This window comes from Hoeflea sp. AS60 (assembly GCF_038900115.1).
Taxonomy (GTDB): Bacteria; Pseudomonadota; Alphaproteobacteria; order Rhizobiales; family Rhizobiaceae; genus Hoeflea.
In genome coordinates this window covers 118677-139393 of the sequence record NZ_JBBMQP010000001.1, presented here as the reverse complement: position 1 = coordinate 139393, position 20717 = coordinate 118677, and the positions used below count along the sequence as shown (strand labels likewise).

The following is a 20717-nucleotide window of genomic DNA, read 5'->3' as shown; positions in this document are numbered from 1 at the left end:
TTTTTGGCGGTCAGTCGCGTTTTCTGCTGACCACGGCTTCCGCTTCGATTTCGACGCGGAAGTCACCGATCAGATTGCCGACCAGAAACGTGGTGTTGGCTGGTGGATTGGTGGTGAAGCGCAATCCATGGGCTCGGGCCGCGGCCTCTACATCTTCCTCTCCGCGCAAGTACATGCGGGTGCGCAGAATGTCCTTCGGATTGCCGCCCAGAGCGCGCACCGAGGCCGCGATCTTGTCGAGGATATATGTTGTTTGCGCGCCGGAATCACCGAGTGCTACCGTGCGGTCAACGCCGTGGGTTGCCGTGGTGCCGGAGACAACAATCCGGTCGCCATCGCGAAGCGCGCGGCAATAGCCGGCGATCGGCTCCCAAAGTGAGCCGGAAAAGACCCGCGCCCGGTCCGGGTTTTCTGGGTCAGTGACAGCGTGCATGGCGCTCGGCATTTCGGCCAGGTGATGGCTCAAATCGCCTGACGCCGTCAGGAACGGTGGCTGGCGATACTCGTCGCCGCAATCGCCGGGGATCATGCTGGTAGACGCGAATGCCTGATCCAGAAGTGCATGATCGTCGGCATCAAGCTCAAACTGGAACAGTCGCAGATTGTCGGCGCGGTGCTGGTTTTCTCCGAGCCTTGCGCCGACGATGACACCTGCGACATGGGAGTGCTCGAGGACCCAGCGTGTGGCAACATTGGAAATGGAGACGCCATGCTTGCGGGCAATCTCATCGGCGGCTTTCAGAACACCCTGATAGCCGTCCCAGCCGCCTGCGGCATGGATGAATCTCAGATACTTCGAGCCGCTCCAGTCCTTCACCGCTTCGGGTTCAGGTTTGCCAAGCCAGCGTTCGGAGAGGAAGCCGCCGCACAAGGTGCCGTAGGCTAGAAGTTGCACGTTGTGTTTCTTGCAGGTCTCGGCCAGGTGGCCAGCCGCGCGGCGATCAATCAGCGAGAAGGATACCTGGTTCGACACAAGCGGAATGCCTTCGGCGAGCGCGAGGTCGAGATGAGCAGCATCGAAATTGGTGACGCCGATCTCACCGATCAGGCCTTCCTGTTTCAGCCGCTTCATCTCATGCAGTGCATCGAGCCAGGCTGGATGCTCGAAGGTCCACCAATGGAACTGCAGCAGGTCGACGCGATCCACACCGAGGCGATCAAGGCGCTCCTGAACACCTGCGCGGACGATATCCGTGGTCATCGGCCCGGGTTCCGGGCACCATTTGGTAAAGGCTTTCGGACGGGTGCCGCCTTGCCAGCTGCGCAGCAGTTCTCCGGTAATCAGTTCCGAAGTCCCGTAATGATCGGCCATGTCGAAGGTGTCAAAACCGTCGTTCGCATAGTCCGCCAGGGATCTTGCTCCGGCCACGGGATCGAGGATGGCGCCATCCTTCTCCTGATCTGCGACCTGCCACAGGCCGGTCAGAATACGGCTGATGTTAAGGCCTGGGGCGAGATCCTTGCGGTCGGGTTTCATTTTGAATTGTCCTTGTTGCGGCGTCCCAGATGACGCGACACGGAGCGCACTTCGGGCAAAATGCCCTGCGGCCTCCAGAGAAGAATGACGCAGAGCATAACCCCAATAACGACGATCTGCAGCGATGCGGCGCGCGCCTGCTGGTCGGCCGGGAACACCTCCGAGATCAGTGCGCCTGAAAGAGCCCAGATGGCCCAGACAAGAATCGCGCCCAATATCGCGCCGCGATTGTTGCCGGATCCGCCAACGATCAGCATCGCCCAGACCTGGAAGGTCATCATCGGCAGATAATTGCCAGGTGCGATAAAACCGATGAAATGCGCCTGAACTGCGCCTGCCAGCGCCATGATGGCGCCGCCGAGCGCAAAGGCCTGGATGCGCAGCAGAATGGGATTTTTCCCCAGAGCCTGCGCGGCAACTTCATCTTCTCGGACGGCCCTGAGTGCACGGCCCCAAGGGCTGCGCAGGAGATGTTCGAGCAGCAGATAGCAGAGCAGAACGACAGTGGCGGTCAGAGCCAGATTAAGCGCGTTGAAGGCGAAGGCCTCCCCCTGCAGTCCCGCAAACGGGCGGGGAATGAAGGCCATGCCAAAGGCGCCGCCGGTCAGGCTTTCGGTGTTCTGGAAGACAAGCTGAAGCGCAACCGCGATGCCGAATGTGGTGATCGCCAGATAGTCCGAGCGCATCCGCAGTGTCAGCAGTCCCACCGCAAGCGCCAGAATACCGCCAGCCACCATTGCTGCCAGCCAGCCGATCACAATCGGCAGATCGAAGCCGCCGATCCGCGCGGCTGCATCAGGCGTTGTCAGCGCGGCAGAGACGTAGGCGCCGAGACCGACGAAGCCGGCGATGCCGACGTTGAACAGGCCGGTCTGGCCCCATTGCACATTCAGGCCCAGGCAGATGATCGCGTAGGTCAAGGCTATTGTGAGGAAGAAGGCGGCGTAAGCCAGGATTTCCATTTAAACCCCCTTCTGGCCAAAGAGGCCTTGCGGGCGCAGCATCAACACCAGCACAAGAATGACGAAGGAGATGGCGGCGCGCCACTCAGCACCTACAATCTGAACCGCGAAGGCTTCAGCGAGCCCGATCATCAGCCCGCCCAGCATGGCTCCGGGGATGGAGCCTATGCCGCCCAGAATGGCTGCGGAAAACAGCGGAAGCAAGAGATCGAAGCCCATGTAAGGGCGGATCTGCACCAGCAGCCCGGCCATGACGCCGGCAATGCAGGCCATGCCCGCGCCGATGATCCATGTGACCCGAATGACCTTGTCGACATCGACGCCGTAGACGCCTGCGAGGCTTGGGTTTTCCGAGACGGCGCGCATGGCGCGTCCGGTTGCGCTGCGGGTGACAAGCAGGTGCAGCATCACGACAAGCACTGCAGTCAGGCCGATGACCAGCAACTGGTCAGGCGTGGCGCGCATGCCAAAACCCAATGGCTTGGCAATCTGCAGAGCCTTGGTGAAATAGGCAGGCTTGGCGGTGAAGATGAACTCCAGCAGCGAGCGCAGCGCCATGGAAGCACCGAAGCTTGCCATGACTATGATGATAGCGTCGGCACCACGCGCGCGCAGCTTGCCGAACAGGATGCGATCAAGCCCGAGCGTCAGGGCCACTGTCAGCAAGACGCCGCCGAACATGGCGAGTGGAAGTCCCCAGCCGAAGCTGAAGGGATAGACCGGTGCGCCGAGCCCGGCTGCGAGCCCGCCCAAAACGCCTGCAACTGTGAGAGTGAGGTAGGCGCCCCAGGCGAGAAAATCGCCATGGGTGAAATTGGCAAAGCGGAGTATCGAATAGGTCAAGGTGAGGCCGATGGCGCCAAGACCAATTGTCGATCCGGAAATCAGGCCGTCGATTATGGCTTGCGGGTTCATGGTGCGGCCTCCGCAGCACGGTGCCCTAGGAACAACTCACCCAGCAGCTTGCCGTCATGCAGCGTTTCGGTGGGGCCATCATGGGCGAGCTTGCCGTCAACCAGCACCAAGGCTCGTTTCGTAAGCGCCAGTGCTGCGCGGACATTCTGTTCCACCAGTACAAGCGTCACACCGGCTTCGGAGATACGGCGCAAGGTGTCGAATACCTGGCCGACTAGTTTGGGCGAGAGGCCGGCGGAAGGTTCATCGAGCATCAGCACCTGCGGTTCGGTTAACAGTGCGCGGGCGGCGGCAAGCATCTGGCGTTGGCCGCCGGATAGGGCTCCAGCCAGTTCGTTGGGGCGAGCGGCAAGGTCGGGGAACATTTCCAGCATCGCCTCAATCCTGTCGGCGCGCTCGGACTTCGGCAGCAATTGGGATGCGATCTGCAGGTTTTCGATGATGGTGAGGCGGGTGAAGATGTTTTCGGTCTGGGGCACGAACCCCATGCCATTGCGAACCAGCACGTGGGACGGAAGCCCGGTCACGTCGGTCTGCCCGAGCCGCACTGTGCCTCCGAAGCAGGGGACAAGGCCGGCGATGGCCTTGATCATGGTGGATTTTCCGGCGCCGTTTGGTCCGAGGATGCAGACCGCCTCGCCTTTGCTGATGCCAAAGCTGACCCCCTTGACGATCGGAAGGTCCGGATCATACCCGGCCTGCAGATCTGCAACGGCCAGCGCGGTCATGCCGGCATTCCTTCGAGATAGACATCGATCACGTCGGCGCGTTTGGTGACTTCTGCGGGCGCACCCTCGGCGAGCGCCTTGCCTGCGGCCATGACAATGACGCGGGGGCAAAGCCGGGCAATCATTTCCATATTGTGTTCGATCAGCAGCACTGCGATTCCCAGTTTGTTGATGGCATGGATGCGGTCGATGATCAGATCGAGAAGCGCAGGATTGACCCCTGCAGCCGGCTCATCCAGCAGAATGACCTTTGGTTCGGCCATCAACACGCGCGCGAGCTCGAGCAGCTTGCGCTGGCCGCCCGAGAGCACTGCCGCGGGCTGATCTTCCAGATGGGAGAGCGAAACGAAATCGAGGATGTCGCGGGCGCGAATGGCATTCGTCCGCTCCTGCGCGGCCACCTGGCGCGGCGCGATCAGGGCGGATAGCAGACCTTCGCCACGCTGGTTCTGGGCTGCGGTCATGACATTTTCCAGAACCGTCATGCGCGGGAAGGGTCTCGGGATCTGGAAGGTGCGCCCAAGCCCGGATCGAATTCGGGCCTCGGGGCGGGCGTTCGAGAGGTCATCGCCTGCCAGATGAATGCTACCTGCATCAATTGGCATGGCTCCTGCCAGCAGGTTGAAAAGTGTAGATTTGCCTGCACCGTTCGGCCCGATTACGCCCAGGATTTCCGATGCTCTCAGATCGAGCGAGATGTCGTTGACTACGCAGAATCCACCAAAGGATTTGGTGATGCCGCGCGCCTCGAGAATGGTGGGCTGACTGGTTCCGGTCATTAGCTCAATCAAAGTTGATCAACTATCATTCATCATTTACAGGATCATGTTTTGGGACTAAAGTAAAGATCCTACGAGGAAGGCGGGCAGTGGCGGAATGAACCTTCAGACCACCTCAAAGATTGACGGACCTGGTCTTGACCAGCTCGCCCCGGTCGGGCGGGAGACGGTTCAGGACCGGATCTACCGACAACTTCGTGATGCTCTCATTCAGGCGCGTTTTGATGCGGGCGAGATCTTTCTTGCGGGAGACGTCGCACAGCGGATGTCGGTCAGTTCGATGCCGGTTCGCGAAGCGCTGGCCCGGCTGGTGTCCGAGCGCGCGCTTGAGGCAATGCCCAACCGTCGGGTTCGGGTGCCCCTGCTGACACTGGAGCGGGCTCGCGACATCGCCCAGGCCCGGACGCTGATCGAAGGGGAGCTCGCCGCACGTGCGATTACAAACCTCGACCGCGCCGATATCGAGCGGCTTGAAGCGCTGACGGCAGAGTACGAGGAAACCCGTGACGCGCAGGAAGTTGCCACGCTCAATCATGCTTTCCATTTCCAACTTTACGAGGCCGCCGGTTCTTCGGTGTTTATGCCCATCGTTGAAAGCCTTTGGATGCAGGCAGGGCCCTATGTTCGTGCTGCCGCAAAGCTGCACAGTCCGCTCACCGACATGGCCGCGACGGTGCACCACCGCGGTATCCTCGCGGCCATCGAGTCAGGCGACAAAGCATTGGTCACGCGCGAGTTGACTGCTGATATCAGCCAGGCATTCGCGATATTGGAAAGAGCTGATCCGTCCTTCTGGGGCGAAGACAATGGAGGTGCCTCGTGAGCGGCAAAGATGGCTTCGAACTTTGGGATCTGAGGGTGGAAGTTGTTGCACCCGAAGGTGCCAAGATCTGGTGCGGCGCAAATGTCGGCGATTATTTCGAATTGCGCGGCGAGATGCTGCATCTGCCTCCCGGGCAGGGCATCTCGATTTACTCGCTCGCCTCGGTGCTGCCGTTGCTGGCCGCCAAACAACGCCAGACGCACCCGAATGACTGGATGTCGACAGATGCAGAAGTTGCCTGTCCGGATCCGCATTGTCCGTCTCGATTGAGGATCAGTCGCACGAAACTGCGGTATTTCAATCACGCAGATACCACAGCGGTGACATTGGGAGATGATGATGCAGACCTTTGATCTTGCGCGGGGGCACCGGATTTCGCGCGTTATCAAGGGCGGATGGCAGCTTGCCGGCGGGCACGGTGAAATCGACCGGCAAGCCGGAATAGAGGACATGATTGCCTTTGCTGATGCGGGCATCACAACATTTGATTGCGCCGACATCTACACCGGTGTGGAAGCGCTGATCGGGGATTTCCGCAAAGAATACGAGCGGGTCCGGGGTGCTGAGGCACTGAGCCGGATCAAGGTGCACACGAAATTTGTGCCTGATCTCGGCAATCTGGCCAGCTTGACGAAGGCTGATGTAGCCAAGGCGATCGAGACTTCATTGTCGCGGCTCAACATGGAGCAGCTCAATCTGGTCCAGTTTCATTGGTGGAATTACGAGATCGACCGTCAGGTCGAAGTGGCCACCTGGCTCGCCGAGCTCCGGCGGGAAGGCAAGATCGCCAATATTGGCGGCACAAATTTCAACACAGAACAAATGCTGCGGATCATCAATGCGGGCGTGCCGCTGGTATCGATGCAGGTGCAATACTCGCTGATCGATGACCGGCCGTCGCGCTTGATGGCTGCGGCGGCCAAGGAACAAGGGGTCAGTCTTCTTTGTTACGGATCGGTGGGTGGCGGACTGTTCTCTGAACGCATGCTTGGCGTGCCGGAACTTCAACCGCCTTTCGAAAACCGGTCGTTGATCAAGTACAAGCTGATCGTCGATGAGTTTGGCGGCTGGGACCTGTTTCAGGATCTGTTGAAAGTGCTTTCGGCCGTTGCCGCACGCCATGAGAGCGACATTGCCTCGATTGCCAGCCGTGTGGTTCTCGAACGCCCCGGCGTTGCCGCAGTGATCGTCGGTGCGCGCAATCGCAATCATCTCGACAACAATCTGGCGATCCCTGGCCTCCAGCTGAGCGAACAGGATTTTGCCGAGATCAACGCCGTTCTGGCTCGCGCCAATCCTGTGCCCGGCGATGTTTATACCCTCGAGCGAGACCTCACCGGCAAGCATGGCTCGGTGATGAAGTACAATCTGAACAAAGAGGGGCACTGATCCGTGGACCTGATAGCGCGTGCCAAGGCTGAAGTCGTCAACCGCCACCATTTTTTCGTGGAATGGTTCACCGGTCGCGCCAGTGAGGCAGAGCTCGCGGCATCGCTGCGCGCCTTTGCGCCGGATATGGTGATGATCGAGCCGGATGCGAACACGATCGGCACAAACGAAATTTTGTTGATGATCACGAACGCCCGCGGCAAACGTCCGGCGGATTTCGAAATCAAAGTGGAATTGATTGCAGCGCGGCAGATCGGCGACGACATTGCGCTTGTGATCTACGACGAACATCAGGTGATCGACGGTGAGAAATCTGCCCGCCGCTCTTCTGCTGTGTTCAGTGCTGACCGGGATGCACCCGAAGGGGTGGTCTGGCGGCAGCTTCAGGAAACCTGGATTACGACATAACAAAACGGGCGAGAGAGGCCCCATAACAAGGAGAACCAGAATGAACATGATCAAGAAATCCGGCCTTGCAATGGCAATGCTTTGTGCCTCCGCGCTCAGCTCGCAGGCGTGCGATGTTACCATCGGTATGGTGATGGAATTGACCGGCCCGGCAGGCGCCTACGGACAGGCTGGGGCGAAATCGGTGGAAATGGCATTCCGCGATATCAATGAAGCCGGCGGTGTGCTGGGCTGCGATCTGGTTACCGATACCCGCGACAGCCAGAGCCAGGGCAATGTTGCTGTTGATCAGGCAACGCAGTTGGTCAACGTGAAGCAGGTTCCTGTTGTGATCGGCGGCATCATCTCGTCGGTGTCAATTCCGATCCTCACATCTGTCACCGCCGCAGCAGGTGTCGTGCAGGTGTCGCCCGCATCTTCGAGCCCGACGCTGACGCAGCTCAGCCGTGACGGCAAGACCGGCGGCTATTTCTTCCGCACCATCACGTCTGACGCGTTGCAGGGAATTGCAGCTGCGAAGTACGCCATCGATTCAGGTTTGAAGAAGCTTGCGATCGTTCACGTGAATAATGATTTCGGCGTCAACATGATGCGGGAATTTACCGCTTCCTATGAGGCGCTTGGCGGCGAGATTACCTCGACAACCCCCTATAATGAGAATCAGCCCAACTACAGCGCAGAAGTCACTGCGGCGATGGAAGGGAGCCCGGAAGCCCTCTATCTGATCAGCTATCCAGTCGACGGAGCGACTGTGGCCCGCGCCTGGGTTAGCCAGGGCGGCCCGCAGAAATTCCTTCTCAATGACGGAATGAACTCGACGGATTTCATCGAGGCTGTCGGCGCTGAGTACCTTGAAGGCGCCTACGGCACCTCATCGGGCACCACCGAGACGGCGTCGACCAAATATTTCTATGCCAATTACGAAGCTTTCTCCGGCGGTATCGCTCCATCGGCGCCTGCGGCAGACCGGTCCTATGATGCCGGCGCGATTGTTGGCCTTGCTGTGGCCAAGGCCGGGAAGGCTGAATCAGATGCCATTCGTGACGCCATCCGGGCTGTGGTCGATCCAGCAGGTGAGGTAATCTACGCCGGGCCTGAAGAGTTCAAGAAGGCGCTGGCCCTGATCAGTGAAGGCAAGGCGATCAACTATCAGGGCGTTATCGGCAACGTGTCATTTGACCAGTATGGTGATATTTCCGGCCCGTTCCGCCTTTGGCAGATCAAGGCTGGCGAAGTTGTTACCAGTGGTGAGATGACAGCTTCCGATGTGGCGGAGGTAAAGGCTTCGATGAAATAATGGTTGGCACTCGCGTGCCACTTTGTCTCAGGTAAGAAAGATGGGCGCCACAGTTGTGGCGCCCATCTTGATTCATAAAGGTTCGAGAACTGGGTCTCAGCGGCGCAGAAAGCGCGGCGTGAGCAGGTTAACGTCAGTTGCTTCATCACGATGGCTGCCGCCAAGGCTTGCAAACCACCATGCTGCGCCTGCGCCGAGGGCTGCCGCAGCACCGGCTGCAAAGCCATAGACAACGGTCAAGGTCGTTGTGTATTCGGCGACGTTTTCCGGAACATCCTGAACAGCGGCTGCGTTTACACCCATGCCTGCAAGTGCTGCTGTAAGCGCGGCAAACGCGGCAACCGTGAGGGTCGCTACAGCCCAGACCGAAAGTCCATGAACGCCATCGCGAAACTCGACTTCTGTCTTGGCTGCGTCGCCCCAGCGGCTGCGCATGCGACCGGCGATGTATCCGCCAGCGGCCGAACTCGCCAAGGCAGTCAAGAACAGCCATAGACTTGCAACGATAACCTGCCAGGATGGCTCGCCATTGGCGAGCATAGGATCGCCTAGCGCAAGACCTGCGCTTCCGCCGAATTGTACAAGGACAGTGGATGTGGCAATAGCGATAACGCTACCTCCCCATACTGCACCCCATTCTAGATAGGACTGACCTTGCGGCAGATTATCTGGATGAACCAGTGCAGTTTTAACGCCTGTGGATTCCATGTTCTTACCGCAGACCAAGCATGGAAAGAATAAACATGACCACGACCACAAGGCCAACCAGATAGATGATACCGTTCATTTGAAATCTCCTTCGATCCTATCAGGCCAGCAAAATGCAATAGCCCCGCGGCTGAACAACGTGGATCGGTGAGGAAAGTTCCAGAGCTCTGATATGAGGAGGCTGTTTGGAGAGAGACGGCGGAGATTTCAGGCCGTGAAACCTGTCAACCAATGCTGATAGAGGCAGGCCCTCATGCGGGAGAGCGCCGGTTCTGAGGCGGCCAGATCATCAAAAACATGGTCCGCAGCATCTCCGATCTCTTGCCTGAGAGCTTCTTCGCAGCCCTCGATTTCATACCAATCCGAAAGCGTGGCCACATCCAGTTCGGCATGAAATTGAACCGAACTCACGCTGCGGCCCCATGCCATGGCCTGGACCGCGCAGTAATCGGTCTCTGCCAGGATTGTTGCGCCAGCCGGAAGTTGGCTGACCTCGGCGCTGTGCCATTGAAAGCACGGAAACCTGCCGGGAACAGCGTCCAACATCGGCGGCGCTCCAATCTTGTTGGCATGCAGCAACCCGACCTCCGATTGCGCCGCCACGCCGACCGTGCCGCCCAGCACGTGCGCCAGAAGCTGATGGCCGAGGCAAATGCCAAAATAGGGCAGTTTGCGCTCAACGACAGCTTCGCGGATCACTTCGATTTCCTTGGCCAGCCATGGGAGCTCATCGGCCTCCCACACCTGCATCGGCCCGCCGAGGACCCAGAGCCCATCAACATTGCTCAGGTCAACATCACCGATCTCCTGCGGGGCCGTGCAGGTGACGATCTGGTGGCCATCACGTTCGAACAGTGGTCTGAACCCGCCGGCATGTTCTTTGCTGGAATGCTGTATGACGAGGATGCGCATGGGAGTGACCAAGTGAGAGTTCGGCTGAGATCGGGCAGAAGTATTTGGGTATCCACGGACGATCCGGCCTCAGGACGTTTGCAGGATCGTGAGACTGTCAGAAAATTCGTCGCTCGCCATCAGCTTTCTGCAGCGCGCAAAGCGGCCATCAGCATAGGCGCGGAAATCATCAGCCGGATTGTTGTTGGCAAGCTGGATCAGTCCCCAGAGCGTCCAGAGCAGATCGCACATCGCCTTGTAGATGACCATCCGCGCGCGGTCACCGGGTGCGGGTTCGCCGCCGGAATAGGCTTCGAGCAGTGCCTGATCCTGGTTGGCATCGAATTCGCCCTCGACCGAAAGGTCTCCCAGATCCCACATCGGATCGTTCATGCCGGAATACTCCCAATCGACAATGAAGATCCGCTCGCCGGTGTCGAGGAAATTTTCGCACAGGGGATCACAATGACAGGCGACCAATTGGACCGGGTTTCGTGCCAGCGCCGCTCTTACGGTTTGCGCTTCGCTGACCACATCATGATAACCATCAGGCAACGCCACATCCTTGCTCGACAGGATCGCGAGATACTCGTCGATCATGGCAAACAGCTCGAACGTGAAGGGGAACTTTGCCCCGGAAGTGTGCAACTGGCGAAAGGCTTCACCGGCTCGCCTGACTGAACCGGGATCCGCGCGGAAAGCGTCGGGCGTCATGGTAACCGCCCCGTCGATGAAGCGGGTAGCCATTACGCCTGTGTCCGGATCTGCGTAGATGACTTCCGGGCTGACACCGGCATCGGCGGCGGCCTTTGCGGCTTCGGCCTCGTGAGACCTGTTGATGTATTCCTCGGTACCTGCCCCCGGCAGGCGGACACATGCGTCGCGGACCCGGAAGACCAGATTGGTCAATCCGCCCAACCGCTCGACAGGACCGCTGTATCCGGCGAGTGAGGGAATCGCGGAGAGGCTCGCACGCAGTTGTGTTTCTGTTTCATCTGACATGGCGGTGGGCCTCCTTTTTCTCAATCATCTGCCTTGGTACAGTTCCACAAAGTCGTTGAAATGGCTATGGTAACAGGCAACGCATCAACAGACGAACGGGATATGGACATGGAAAACAAGACAGCCCGTCTGGGGGCCGTGTATACGGCCGAGACCGCAGAAGATGTTGCCCGTGTCTATGACGCCTGGGCAGAGAATTACGACAGTGACATGTCACTCGCCGGGTACCGTCATCCAGCCATTTCACTAGCCATTCTGGCGCGATACGTGCCCAAGGGGGCAGCCCCTCTGCTTGATGCAGGTGCCGGCACCGGGTTGATCGGGGAGTGGCTGGCAATTACCGGCTACGACCAGATCGAGGGGCTGGATATCTCCGAAGGCATGCTCAAGGTTGCCGAACGCAAGGGTGTCTACAAGGCGCTGCACCAAGCCGCTCTCGGCATTACATTGCCATTTTCAGACAATCATTTTGCCGCCATCATATCTGCTGGTGTCTTTACATCGGGCCATGTCGGGATTGAAGGCCTCGACGATCTGATACGTATTTGCAAACCAGGTGGTGTCATCGTGCTCACCATCAAGGACGTGCTATGGCAGGCAAGCTTCGGTCAGCGTATCGCCGAGTTTGAGCAACAGGGCATCTGTACCAAGATCGATGACACCGGCCCTTATGTATCGATGCCCGGCGAGGCAGGCACCACGCCGAGTCGCTGCATTGCTCTCAAGGTTACCTGATCGCACATCCGGTATCCCGAGGCTCAGGCTTTCACCTTTGTGTTTGCCGGATCGATGAAAGGTTTCATGCCGATCTTCGCCGGAACACGATCCATCGCGATGACGAGTTCGTAGCTGCCCTCCTGCAGGAACTCGTCAGAAACGCCGTCGTCATTGCGGACATAGCCGTAGCCGATGCTCTTGCCGATGGTGTAGCCATAGCCGCCTGAGGTGAGATATCCGACTGGTTCGCCGTTGCGCAAAATGGTTTCGCGACCAACCAGAACAGCATCTGGATCATCGATGACGAACCCGGCGAAACGCTTTGTCAGCGGCTTGCCTGCAATTTCAGCCAGAGCTTGCTGTCCGACAAATCCGGTGTTCGAGTTGCGACGCACCGCCCAGCCGAGGCCCGCTTCAAAAGGCGTGTCATTGGGCGTGATGTCCGAGCCCCATGCGCGATAGCCTTTTTCCAGGCGCAGAGATTCCAGTGCCCGGTATCCAATGGGACGGATATTCCAGGTCTGGCCTGCATCCATAAGTGTGTCGAATATCTCGCCGGTGGCGCCGATCGGTACGTGAAGTTCCCATCCGAGCTCGCCAACATAAGTGACCCGCAAGGCCCTGACCGTGTGGCCGGCAATATCGATCTCGCGTACATGGCCAAAGGGGAAGGCGGCGTTTGATACGTCGGCCGCTGTGACCTTTGCCAAGACATCACGGGCGTGCGGACCCATGAGCGACAGGGTTCCATAGGCTTCGGTGATGTCTTCGATATGGACATCCGAGCCATCGGGAACGTGCTCCCTGATCCAGGCCAGATCATGGGTGCGAAAGCCCGTGCCGGTCACCACGTAGAATTTCTCATCAGCCAGGCGAGCCACCGTCAAGTCCGCCTCAATGCCGCCTCGGGTGTTGAGCAACTGTGTGTAGGTCAACCGTCCGGTCGGCTTTGTGACGTCATTGGCACAGATACGGCTGAGGGCCGAGAGCGCATCCGAACCGGTGATCTCGTATTTGGCGAAGGAGGATTGGTCGAAGATGCCGACGTTCTCGCGGACATGACGGTGTTCGTCACCGACCGCGTCAAACCAGTTCTGGCGGCCCATCGTTGGAATGTCTGAAGCTTCCATGCCGTCGGGCGCGAACCAGTTGGGGCGTTCCCAACCGAGCTTGGAGCCGAAGACTGCGCGGTGCGACTTCAATCGTTCATAGAGTGGAGAGACGATGCGCGGGCGACCGGACTCGTATTCGACATGGGGAAAGCCGATGGCATAGTGCTTGCCATAGGCTTCGAGAGTGCGGTTGTTGACCCACTGCCGGTCCTTGTGCATCTCGGAAAAACGCCGGATATCGACCACCCAGAGATCGAGCGGTGCCTCGCCGTCGATCACCCATTGTGCGAGCACCCAGCCGGCGCCGCCGCCCGAAGCGATGCCGAAGGCATTGAAACCGGCGCCGACGAACATGTTCACGCATTCGGGCGCCGGGCCGAGAATGAAGTTGCCATCCGGTGTGAAGCTTTCTGGGCCGTTGATCATCTGCTTGACGCCGACATTGTTGAGCGCTGGAACCCGCTCAATCGCCTGCATCATGTGCTGCTCGAAATGATCATAATCATCATCGAAAAGCTGGAACTCGAAATCGTTGGGGACGTCGTCCATGGTCCAGCCCAAGGGGTTTGGCTCATAACCGCCAAAGGACAGCCCGCCGACTTCCTCCTTGAAATAGGTCCGGCGATCGGGATCACGGATGGTCGGAGCGTCACTTGAAAGTCCATCGATCTTGTCGGTGATGACATATTGATGCTTAACCGGCTGCAGCGGCACATTGATGCCCGCCATGACGCCGACCTGGCGAGCCCACTGGCCCGCGCAATTGACCACCTTTTCGCAGGCGATGTCGCCCTTGTTGGTCTTGACCGCCAGAATGCGGCCGTCTTTCATGTCGAAGCCGGTGACCCGCACGTTCTCGACAATTTTTGCGCCATGCATGCGCGCGCCCTTGGCCAGCGATTGGGTGATGTCTGAGGGGCTTGCCTGTCCATCGGTGGGCAACCAGCTGGCACCAACCAGATCATCGACCTGCATCAGCGGGAACATCGCCTTGGCTTCCTGTGGCGACAAGAGATGCATGTCCATGCCGAAGCTCTGCGCCGTTGTTGCGAGCCGCCGGTATTCGGTCCAGCGGTCCTGATTGGTGGCAAGCCGCAGGCACCCTGACATCTTCCAGCCGGTTTCCAGCCCGGTCTCCTGATCGAGCCGCTTGTAGAGGTCGACCGAATATTTGAGCACCTTGGTGATTGAGGCTGATGAGCGCAACTGTCCGACAAGACCGGCTGCGTGCCAGGTTGATCCCGACGTCAATTGCCCCTGCTCAAGCAAGACGACATCCGCCTTGTGGTCACGCGCGAGATGGTAAGCAGTGGAGCAACCGATGATGCCGCCGCCGATGACGACGATTTGGGCCCGGTCAGGGAGTGTCATGATGATGTCTTTCCATAGGTCGAATGGTACTGGTCAAGAGCGGCGTCGAGACGATCGAGGTTTTCGGCGGTATAGGCCTCGTAGTTTGCACCCGGGGCGTCGAGGTGGAGTTCAGAGACCAGGCTCCATAGCGTTTCGCGCAGCAGCGACGCACATTGCATGGCGTGAAAGGATCTTGTGAGGGCGGGATCGGGCGATGAACCCAGCGCCAGCTCCAGCAAAGCTGCGGCTTCAGCTTCATTCATTTCAGCATTCGAAGCTGCTCCGGCAATATCGAACATGGCGGTCGAGAAACCGGCATACTCAAAATCAATCAGCCAGAGCTTGTGTCCATCATCGAGGAAATTGGCGGGCAGCAGATCATTGTGTCCGAAAACAATAGGTAACGGGTGTTGAGCGGCTTCGAGGCTTTCGGCGAGTTCGAGCCAAGCTGGCAGCCTGTCGGTCATGCGCGATCTGCCTGCAACAAGCGTGCGGGCGTAATCACGGATGACGTGGAAGACCCAGAACATGAAGCCCGGGCCCTCGATGTGACGTGGCATGGTGGTATGGAATTCGCGGATGAGCTGGCCGATACGTTCAGGATTGGCGCGGACGTCGGCGGCATCGAAGGTGTGTGCATCAAGAAAGGCCGACACCATGATGCCGGGTTCGGAATATTCGACCCGTGGCGCGAAGCCCGCGGCATGGGCAGCGCGAGCGGTCATGACTTCCCGATTTCGATCGACATGGTGAAATGGAAAATCCCGCCCGAGGCGCACGACATGCCGCCCCGCCCCATCTCTGACAAGCCAGCTCTCATTGCTCAGACCGCCAGTCAGCGGTTCGATTTCGATCGAGCCAGAAAAGCAGGGCAGGGCGTGGATACGGTCAAGGGAGGTTGAGTCAGTCATGGATCACTCCAGGCCGAGGCGGCGTCTGGCATGGATTGCACCGGCCGAGATCAACCGGTCGGCGATGATGGCAATGGCGGCAATGGAAAAGCCTGCAACGAGGCCCCGGCCTGTGTCGGCCTTGGTCAAGGCGATGTAGACCTCCTGACCAAGGTCACGGGTTCCGACCAGCGCTGTGATGACCAGCATGGACAGGGCAAACATGATGGTCTGGTTCAGTCCGAGCAGAATCTCGGGAAGCGCCAGCTTCAATCGGATGCGGGTGAGGATCTGCCATTCGGTGCAGCCCATGGCGCGACCGGCTTCGATCAGTTTTGGATCGACCTTGCGGATGCCGAGTGCGGTGTAGCGGATGGCAGGGGCAATGGCGAAAGCGACAACGGCGATCATGGCGGTGAAATCACCGACCCGGAACAGCATCACCGCCGGCATCAGATAGACGAAGCTAGGCAGCGTCTGCAGGGTGTCGATTGCGACCTGGACCCATGACCAGACCCGGTCGCGGGTGGCGGAAAAGATGCCGATGGGCAGACCGATAAGCGCTGCAAGCACGGCCGAGATGCCGCAGAGATAGACGGTGATCATGGCCTTTTCCCACTGGCCGGTGACCGCTATGAACAGGGAAAGACAGGTTGTAAGCAAAGCCAGCCGCCAACCGCCAAGTCTGTAGCCGGCAAAGCCTAGAAATGCCGTCACGCCGAGCCAGGGCAGATCGCCAAGGAAGCGTTTGAACGGGATCAGAACATTGAGCAGCATTGCATTCTTGATCGCTTCAAGCGTGTCGAAATAGTTGATGTTGATCCAGGCGACGACTTCCGACCAGAAGGTTCCGGTCGATAGTTCAAGAGCTTCGGGATAGGTGTGGATACCAGGTACCAGATAACCGAGCGCCGTGGTGGCCAGAATAATTGCTGTTGCGGCCACCAGATACGGATGACGGGAAAGAATGCCGGAAGTCTGCACTTCGGGTGATGGCGCAGACAGTTTCTCGGCAGCGGCTTGGCTCAGCCGGTCCATGGCAATTGCCAGGGCCACAATGGCGAAACCGGCCTCAAGACCAGCACCGAAATCAAGCCGGCGGAGGGCAGCCAGAACATCGAATCCCAACCCGCCGGCGCCGATCATCGAGGCGATGATGACCATGTTGAGCGACAGCATGATCACCTGGTTCATGCCGACCATCAGGCTCTCACGGGCGGCCGGCACCATGACCCGCCAGGTCATCTGACGCTGGGTGCAGCCGACCATATGTCCCAGATCGATAATCTCACCTGGCACCGCGCGCAGGGCCAGAATGGTGATCCGGATCATTGGTGGGGTGGCGAAAACCAGGGTTGCTATCACGGCTGCCGTCGGGCCAAAGCCGAACAGGAACAGTACAGGGACAAGGTAAGCGAATACGGGAATGGTCTGCATGAGATCGAGCAATGGCATGATCATGCGCTCGACCCAGCGCCAGCGCCACGCGGCAATGCCGAACAACAAACCGAACATGACCCCGAGCGGCGCTGCGACAAGGATTGAAGCAAGTGTAATCATGGCGCTGGTCCATTGCCCGAAGACGGCGATGAACAGGAAACAGCCTCCTGCAAGCAAAGCCAGCGAGCGGCCTCCGAGCCAGTGACCGAGCAACATGACAAGGCCAATAACGGCGACCCAAGGCAAGGGAGGCACGATCTGGATTGCCGAAGAGCCGCTGCCTTCCAGAAAGCCTGTGGAGAGCAGGCTTGAGGCCACCGTGTAAGGCACGTCCAGCACTTTGGAGATGAAGCGGGTAAGGTCAGTGAAGCTGAACAGGCCGAAGCTCGCTTCGTCAATCAGCCACTTCATCGCCGCGCTGATCCACTTTGCCAGCTTCACCACATAGGCTTTCGGATAGTCAAAGGCCGCGGGCATGATGGGCTTTGCAAGCAACCAGAATGCGACGAAGGCGCTAACAGCCAGCAGCCATGCAAGCGGCAGCCGAACGGACGGCTTCAAATCCTGAGCCGCATCGGTTTGCACCATTTGACTGCTGGAGGTCGTCATGCTCAGCCCTGCAACATCAATGAGACAATCGCGTCACGGTCGAGCCGGCCGATTATCCGGCCGGATCCATCCGTCACACCGAGATGACTTATGCCATCCAGAAACAAAGGCGCCGCGTCTGCGATGTTGGACTGGGCGGAGACGGTTGGTCCTTCGATATTGCCGTCGAACGGCACCATGAGGCTGCGTGTGCGGATGACCTTTGCGCGGGCCACGCTCCGGGTGAATTCGGCCACATAGGGTGTGGCTGGTGTCAGAACGATTTCTTCGGGGGTGCCTGCCTGCACAATTTCCCCATCCTTCATGATGGCGATCCTGTCGGCGAGACGGATCGCTTCGTCGAAATCATGGGTGATGAACACGATTGTCTTGTGCAACTTGGTCTGCAGTCGCATGAACTCGTCTTGCATCTCGCGACGGATCAGTGGATCGAGAGCGGAGAACGGCTCGTCAAGAAACCAGATTTCAGGTTCGACTGCGAGTGATCTGGCAATGCCAACACGCTGCTGTTGGCCACCGGACAACTGTCGCGGAAAGGCGCTTTCCTTGCCCGCCAGACCGACCAGTTCAATCATTTCACGCGCCCGGGCTTCGCGGGCGGTTCTGTTCATGCCCTGAATATCGAGTGGAAAAGCCACATTGTCGAGGACGGTGAGGTGCGGCAACAGGGCGAAATGCTGAAATACCATGCCCATCTGGTGGCGGCGGATTTCAATCATGCGCGCCTGCGAGACCTTGAGCAGGTTTTCACCCTTGAACAGAACATCGCCACCGGTGGGCTCGATCAGTCGTGACATCAATCGGACCAGCGTCGACTTGCCGGAGCCCGACAGTCCCATGATGACGAAAATCTCGCCCTCGTGGACATCCAGGTCGACCTGCCTGACGGCTCCCACAAGGCCGGCTTCGGCGATTGCAGCGGGCTCGGGATGTCCTTCGTGCGCTGAAAGAAAAGCTGCGGCGTCGGTGCCGAAGAGTTTCCATACATTGCGACAGACGAGCTTGGCTTCGGGAGTGGTCATGGGGAACTCGGTCGGAAACGCAGTTGTTGTTGTATCGGAGTTCCGGCAGAAGCAAATCCAGCGGTGATCCGTTACGGATTGACTGGCAACCGGGCCCAGGAAGGCCCGGTTGCCAATTCAGAGGGGATGCAAGTGCATCCGATCCTTTGAAGGATTACTTCTTGATCCAGCCGGACCAGCGAGCCTCATTGGCGCCCATCCATTCGGCCACGACATCGGAAACGGACTTGCCGTCAAGATCGACCTCTGTGATCATCTTGCCCATCTCGTCATTGTCGATGGTGAAAGCCTTGATCGCGTCATAGGCGCCCGGCCATTTGTCCTTCACGCCGGCCCAGCCGACCTTCCAGATTTCGCCGAACGGCTTGCCGCAGTCATAAGCTGCATCAGGGTTGATGCCCACTGAAGGGTCGTTGTAGCACTCGGTTGAATACTCAGGGAATTCGACCCAGGAACCTTCATACTTGGCGGGTGCCCAATGCGGGGCATAGATCCACAGCATGATCGGGGCCTTGCGCTGATAGGCGCTTTCGAGCTCCGCGAAGAGGGCTGCGTCTGTTCCCGCGTGAATCACTTCGAACGGCAGGTCGAGAGCTTCAACGCGTTCGTCGTCAAATCCGCCCCAGGTGACAGGTCCGCCAAGGTAACGGCCCTTGGGGGCGGTTTCCGCAGTCGAGAATGCTTCTGCGCAGGCTTCTTCCTTGAGCGCTTCCCAGTTGGGCAGGCCCGGGCATTTCTCAGCCATGTAGGAGGGGTACCACCACTCTTCCTTGGCCTTCATGCCGGTCGGGCCGAAGTTCTCCACCTTGCCGGTGGCGGTGGCTTCGTCCATGGCTTCGCGGCCCGTGGTTTCCCACATTTCCATGGCGACATGCAGGTCGCCGGTTTCAAGCCCGGCAAACTGTGCCAGATAATCGGCCTGGACGTATTCAATGGAATAGCCGGCCTTCTTGAGCACTTCGCCCATGATTTCGGTCGTGATCAGCTGTCCGGTCCAGTCATGGAGCGTCAGTTTGATCGGGTCAGTCGATTCCTGAGCCATAGCCGGAGCAGACAGGCCGATGCAGGAAGCGCCCGAAATGATGAGCGCTGCTGTCATTTGTCTGAAAGTACGGCCTGAAAAGAGATTGGCTGAATGCATGTCGAGCCTCCTGTTCACCCTGTTGTGTCCCGCATTCCGGCGTATTCCCCGCTTTGCTTAAGAGGGCAAACGGAAGCGCACCCGTGCGTGACTTGTTAACCTCTTGATCCGACACCACGATCCTATCCTTGTCAATCAATTCTGTGGTAATTTATTGCTTTGATGCCCGGATGATTTTGTTTTGATTGATTCGATGGCGTTGTTCGCCTAGAAAACAGGCAGCTCAACGGGTTTGCGCCAATGCTGTCCAAACGTCACACCGAGATCATGCGAATCCTGGCCGATGAAGGCACTGTGACCATTTCGGGTCTTGCGGCCCGTCTTGGCGTTTCGCTGGAAACTGTTCGGCGCGATGTGCGGCCGCTGACTGAAAACGGATCTGTGCTCAAGATCCATGGTGCTGTCGGATTGGCAGGGCAGGTGGGCGAAGCGCCGTTTCAGCGCAGAATGCGCGAGAATGCTGACGCCAAGCGTCGCATAGCTCGCGAGATGGCGCAGCTGATCCATGATGGGGATTCGGTGATGCTCGACACCGGAACCACCACAAGCTTTGTGGCACGAGAACTTCTCGGTCACAGGCGGCTCACCGTCGTCACCAATTCCTCTGATATTGCCCGGACATTGGCAACGGTCAACGGCAACAAGGTGTATATGGCGGGCGGCGAACTCAGAAGCGATTCCGGCGCGGCGTTCGGGGTTTCCGCGATCGAGTTCATCGCCAAGTTCTCGGTCGCCCATGCGATCATTTCCGCCGGGGCGATCGATGCTGGATCCGGCGTGATGGATTTCGATCTGGAGGAAGCTGAGTTCGCGCGGATGATGCTGTCGCGGGGAGCACAAAGCTACGTCGTGACTGATCACACCAAGTTCGGTCGCCGTGGGCTTGTTTCGGTCGCGGGGTTTGATGCGATTGGCAATCTGATCACCGATGAACTGGTGGCAGAAGATATCGCCGATGCATTGGCTCAAGCGGGCACCCAGCTGATCATTGCCGGAACCGGGTCAGACAATCGCAAGGATGTCAGTGACACGTGAAGCCGCAGCTGTCAGCGGC

Annotated in this window: 20 protein-coding genes; 7 read left to right on the top strand and 13 right to left on the bottom strand. The window is 58.8% G+C overall.

Annotated elements, in window-relative coordinates; all coding sequences use genetic code 11:
- Positions 1-10 precede the first annotated feature (10 nt).
- Genes WNZ14_RS00600 through WNZ14_RS00580 form a run of 5 tightly spaced genes read right to left on the bottom strand, consistent with a single transcriptional unit; the run spans position 11 to position 4861 of the window.
- Positions 11-1477, bottom strand: a complete 1467-nt coding sequence (locus WNZ14_RS00600; protein WP_342866679.1) for an aldo/keto reductase — start codon at positions 1475-1477, stop codon at positions 11-13.
- Positions 1474-2439 (bottom strand): branched-chain amino acid ABC transporter permease, encoded by a 966-nt coding sequence (locus WNZ14_RS00595; protein ID WP_342866678.1) that lies wholly within the window; start codon positions 2437-2439, stop codon positions 1474-1476. The genes WNZ14_RS00600 and WNZ14_RS00595 overlap by 4 nt, the downstream gene beginning before the upstream one ends.
- Positions 2440-3354 (bottom strand): branched-chain amino acid ABC transporter permease, encoded by a 915-nt coding sequence (locus WNZ14_RS00590; RefSeq protein WP_342866677.1) that lies wholly within the window; start codon positions 3352-3354, stop codon positions 2440-2442. It abuts the gene before it with no gap.
- Entirely contained in the window at positions 3351-4082 is a 732-nt protein-coding gene (locus WNZ14_RS00585) for an ABC transporter ATP-binding protein (protein ID WP_342866676.1), read from the bottom strand. The genes WNZ14_RS00590 and WNZ14_RS00585 overlap by 4 nt, the downstream gene beginning before the upstream one ends.
- Entirely contained in the window at positions 4079-4861 is a 783-nt protein-coding gene (locus WNZ14_RS00580; RefSeq protein ID WP_342866675.1) for an ABC transporter ATP-binding protein, read from the bottom strand. Before WNZ14_RS00580 ends, WNZ14_RS00585 begins: the two co-directional genes overlap by 4 nt.
- A 97-nt stretch (positions 4862-4958) precedes the next feature.
- Between WNZ14_RS00580 and WNZ14_RS00575 the strand changes: the two genes are divergently transcribed.
- The 5 genes from WNZ14_RS00575 to WNZ14_RS00555 all read left to right on the top strand — a co-directional run bounded on the left by WNZ14_RS00575 (position 4959) and on the right by WNZ14_RS00555 (position 8778).
- The gene (locus WNZ14_RS00575) at positions 4959-5684 is read left to right on the top strand and encodes a GntR family transcriptional regulator (protein WP_342866674.1); all 726 of its coding nucleotides are present in this window, start codon (positions 4959-4961) and stop codon (positions 5682-5684) included.
- Positions 5681-6037: a TIGR04076 family protein gene (locus WNZ14_RS00570; RefSeq protein ID WP_342866673.1), complete on the top strand. Its 357-nt coding sequence runs from the start codon at positions 5681-5683 to the stop codon at positions 6035-6037. Before WNZ14_RS00575 ends, WNZ14_RS00570 begins: the two co-directional genes overlap by 4 nt.
- The gene (locus tag WNZ14_RS00565) at positions 6024-7073 is read left to right on the top strand and encodes an aldo/keto reductase (protein WP_342866672.1); all 1050 of its coding nucleotides are present in this window, start codon (positions 6024-6026) and stop codon (positions 7071-7073) included. The genes WNZ14_RS00570 and WNZ14_RS00565 overlap by 14 nt, the downstream gene beginning before the upstream one ends.
- A 3-nt stretch (positions 7074-7076) precedes the next feature.
- On the top strand, positions 7077-7481 hold the full coding sequence (locus tag WNZ14_RS00560) for a hypothetical protein (RefSeq protein WP_342866671.1): 405 nt from the start codon (positions 7077-7079) through the stop codon (positions 7479-7481).
- 70 nt (positions 7482-7551) lie between these two features.
- Entirely contained in the window at positions 7552-8778 is a 1227-nt protein-coding gene (locus WNZ14_RS00555) for an ABC transporter substrate-binding protein (RefSeq protein WP_342868472.1), read from the top strand.
- Between the two features lie 96 nt (positions 8779-8874).
- Here the strand turns inward: WNZ14_RS00555 and WNZ14_RS00550 are convergent, their stop codons facing one another.
- The 3 genes from WNZ14_RS00550 to WNZ14_RS00540 form a co-directional block, all read right to left on the bottom strand.
- Entirely contained in the window at positions 8875-9486 is a 612-nt protein-coding gene (locus tag WNZ14_RS00550) for a hypothetical protein (protein ID WP_342866670.1), read from the bottom strand.
- 207 nt (positions 9487-9693) lie between these two features.
- Positions 9694-10398, bottom strand: coding sequence for a type 1 glutamine amidotransferase (locus WNZ14_RS00545; protein WP_342866669.1), 705 nt, complete (start codon positions 10396-10398; stop codon positions 9694-9696).
- A gap of 69 nt (positions 10399-10467) precedes the next feature.
- Positions 10468-11379, bottom strand: a complete 912-nt coding sequence (locus WNZ14_RS00540; protein ID WP_342866668.1) for a choline/ethanolamine kinase family protein — start codon at positions 11377-11379, stop codon at positions 10468-10470.
- 108 nt (positions 11380-11487) lie between these two features.
- Between WNZ14_RS00540 and WNZ14_RS00535 the strand changes: the two genes are divergently transcribed.
- Positions 11488-12114 carry a class I SAM-dependent methyltransferase gene (locus tag WNZ14_RS00535; protein WP_342866667.1) on the top strand — a complete coding sequence of 209 codons (627 nt, stop codon included), beginning with the start codon at positions 11488-11490 and terminating at the stop codon, positions 12112-12114.
- Between the two features lie 23 nt (positions 12115-12137).
- Here the strand turns inward: WNZ14_RS00535 and WNZ14_RS00530 are convergent, their stop codons facing one another.
- The 5 genes from WNZ14_RS00530 to WNZ14_RS00510 form a co-directional block, all read right to left on the bottom strand.
- Complete coding sequence (locus WNZ14_RS00530) at positions 12138-14579, bottom strand: FAD-dependent oxidoreductase (protein WP_342866666.1); 2442 nt, start codon at positions 14577-14579, stop codon at positions 12138-12140.
- Positions 14576-15472, bottom strand: a complete 897-nt coding sequence (locus WNZ14_RS00525) for a choline/ethanolamine kinase family protein (RefSeq protein WP_342866665.1) — start codon at positions 15470-15472, stop codon at positions 14576-14578. The genes WNZ14_RS00530 and WNZ14_RS00525 overlap by 4 nt, the downstream gene beginning before the upstream one ends.
- A gap of 3 nt (positions 15473-15475) precedes the next feature.
- Positions 15476-17479: an ABC transporter permease subunit gene (locus tag WNZ14_RS00520; RefSeq protein WP_342868471.1), complete on the bottom strand. Its 2004-nt coding sequence runs from the start codon at positions 17477-17479 to the stop codon at positions 15476-15478.
- A gap of 23 nt (positions 17480-17502) precedes the next feature.
- Positions 17503-18522, bottom strand: coding sequence for a betaine/proline/choline family ABC transporter ATP-binding protein (locus WNZ14_RS00515; RefSeq protein WP_342866664.1), 1020 nt, complete (start codon positions 18520-18522; stop codon positions 17503-17505).
- A 154-nt stretch (positions 18523-18676) separates the two neighbouring features.
- Positions 18677-19663, bottom strand: a complete 987-nt coding sequence (locus WNZ14_RS00510; RefSeq protein WP_342866663.1) for an ABC transporter substrate-binding protein — start codon at positions 19661-19663, stop codon at positions 18677-18679.
- A 240-nt stretch (positions 19664-19903) separates the two neighbouring features.
- Between WNZ14_RS00510 and WNZ14_RS00505 the strand changes: the two genes are divergently transcribed.
- Entirely contained in the window at positions 19904-20698 is a 795-nt protein-coding gene (locus tag WNZ14_RS00505) for a DeoR/GlpR family DNA-binding transcription regulator (RefSeq protein WP_342866662.1), read from the top strand.
- Positions 20699-20717: the final 19 nt, after the last annotated feature.

Coding starts and splice junctions, on each gene's coding strand:
- WNZ14_RS00600 (WP_342866679.1), bottom strand. CDS start 1,477: ATGAAACCCGACCGCAAGGATCTCGCCCCAGGCCTTAACATCAGCCGT.
- WNZ14_RS00595 (WP_342866678.1), bottom strand. CDS start 2,439: ATGGAAATCCTGGCTTACGCCGCCTTCTTCCTCACAATAGCCTTGACC.
- WNZ14_RS00590 (WP_342866677.1), bottom strand. CDS start 3,354: ATGAACCCGCAAGCCATAATCGACGGCCTGATTTCCGGATCGACAATT.
- WNZ14_RS00585 (WP_342866676.1), bottom strand. CDS start 4,082: ATGACCGCGCTGGCCGTTGCAGATCTGCAGGCCGGGTATGATCCGGAC.
- WNZ14_RS00580 (WP_342866675.1), bottom strand. CDS start 4,861: ATGACCGGAACCAGTCAGCCCACCATTCTCGAGGCGCGCGGCATCACC.
- WNZ14_RS00575 (WP_342866674.1), top strand. CDS start 4,959: ATGAACCTTCAGACCACCTCAAAGATTGACGGACCTGGTCTTGACCAG.
- WNZ14_RS00565 (WP_342866672.1), top strand. CDS start 6,024: ATGCAGACCTTTGATCTTGCGCGGGGGCACCGGATTTCGCGCGTTATC.
- WNZ14_RS00555 (WP_342868472.1), top strand. CDS start 7,552: ATGGCAATGCTTTGTGCCTCCGCGCTCAGCTCGCAGGCGTGCGATGTT.
- WNZ14_RS00550 (WP_342866670.1), bottom strand. CDS start 9,486: ATGGAATCCACAGGCGTTAAAACTGCACTGGTTCATCCAGATAATCTG.
- WNZ14_RS00545 (WP_342866669.1), bottom strand. CDS start 10,398: ATGCGCATCCTCGTCATACAGCATTCCAGCAAAGAACATGCCGGCGGG.
- WNZ14_RS00540 (WP_342866668.1), bottom strand. CDS start 11,379: ATGTCAGATGAAACAGAAACACAACTGCGTGCGAGCCTCTCCGCGATT.
- WNZ14_RS00535 (WP_342866667.1), top strand. CDS start 11,488: ATGGAAAACAAGACAGCCCGTCTGGGGGCCGTGTATACGGCCGAGACC.
- WNZ14_RS00530 (WP_342866666.1), bottom strand. CDS start 14,579: ATGACACTCCCTGACCGGGCCCAAATCGTCGTCATCGGCGGCGGCATC.
- WNZ14_RS00525 (WP_342866665.1), bottom strand. CDS start 15,472: ATGACTGACTCAACCTCCCTTGACCGTATCCACGCCCTGCCCTGCTTT.
- WNZ14_RS00520 (WP_342868471.1), bottom strand. CDS start 17,479: ATGGTGCAAACCGATGCGGCTCAGGATTTGAAGCCGTCCGTTCGGCTG.
- WNZ14_RS00515 (WP_342866664.1), bottom strand. CDS start 18,522: ATGACCACTCCCGAAGCCAAGCTCGTCTGTCGCAATGTATGGAAACTC.
- WNZ14_RS00510 (WP_342866663.1), bottom strand. CDS start 19,663: ATGCATTCAGCCAATCTCTTTTCAGGCCGTACTTTCAGACAAATGACA.
- WNZ14_RS00505 (WP_342866662.1), top strand. CDS start 19,904: ATGCTGTCCAAACGTCACACCGAGATCATGCGAATCCTGGCCGATGAA.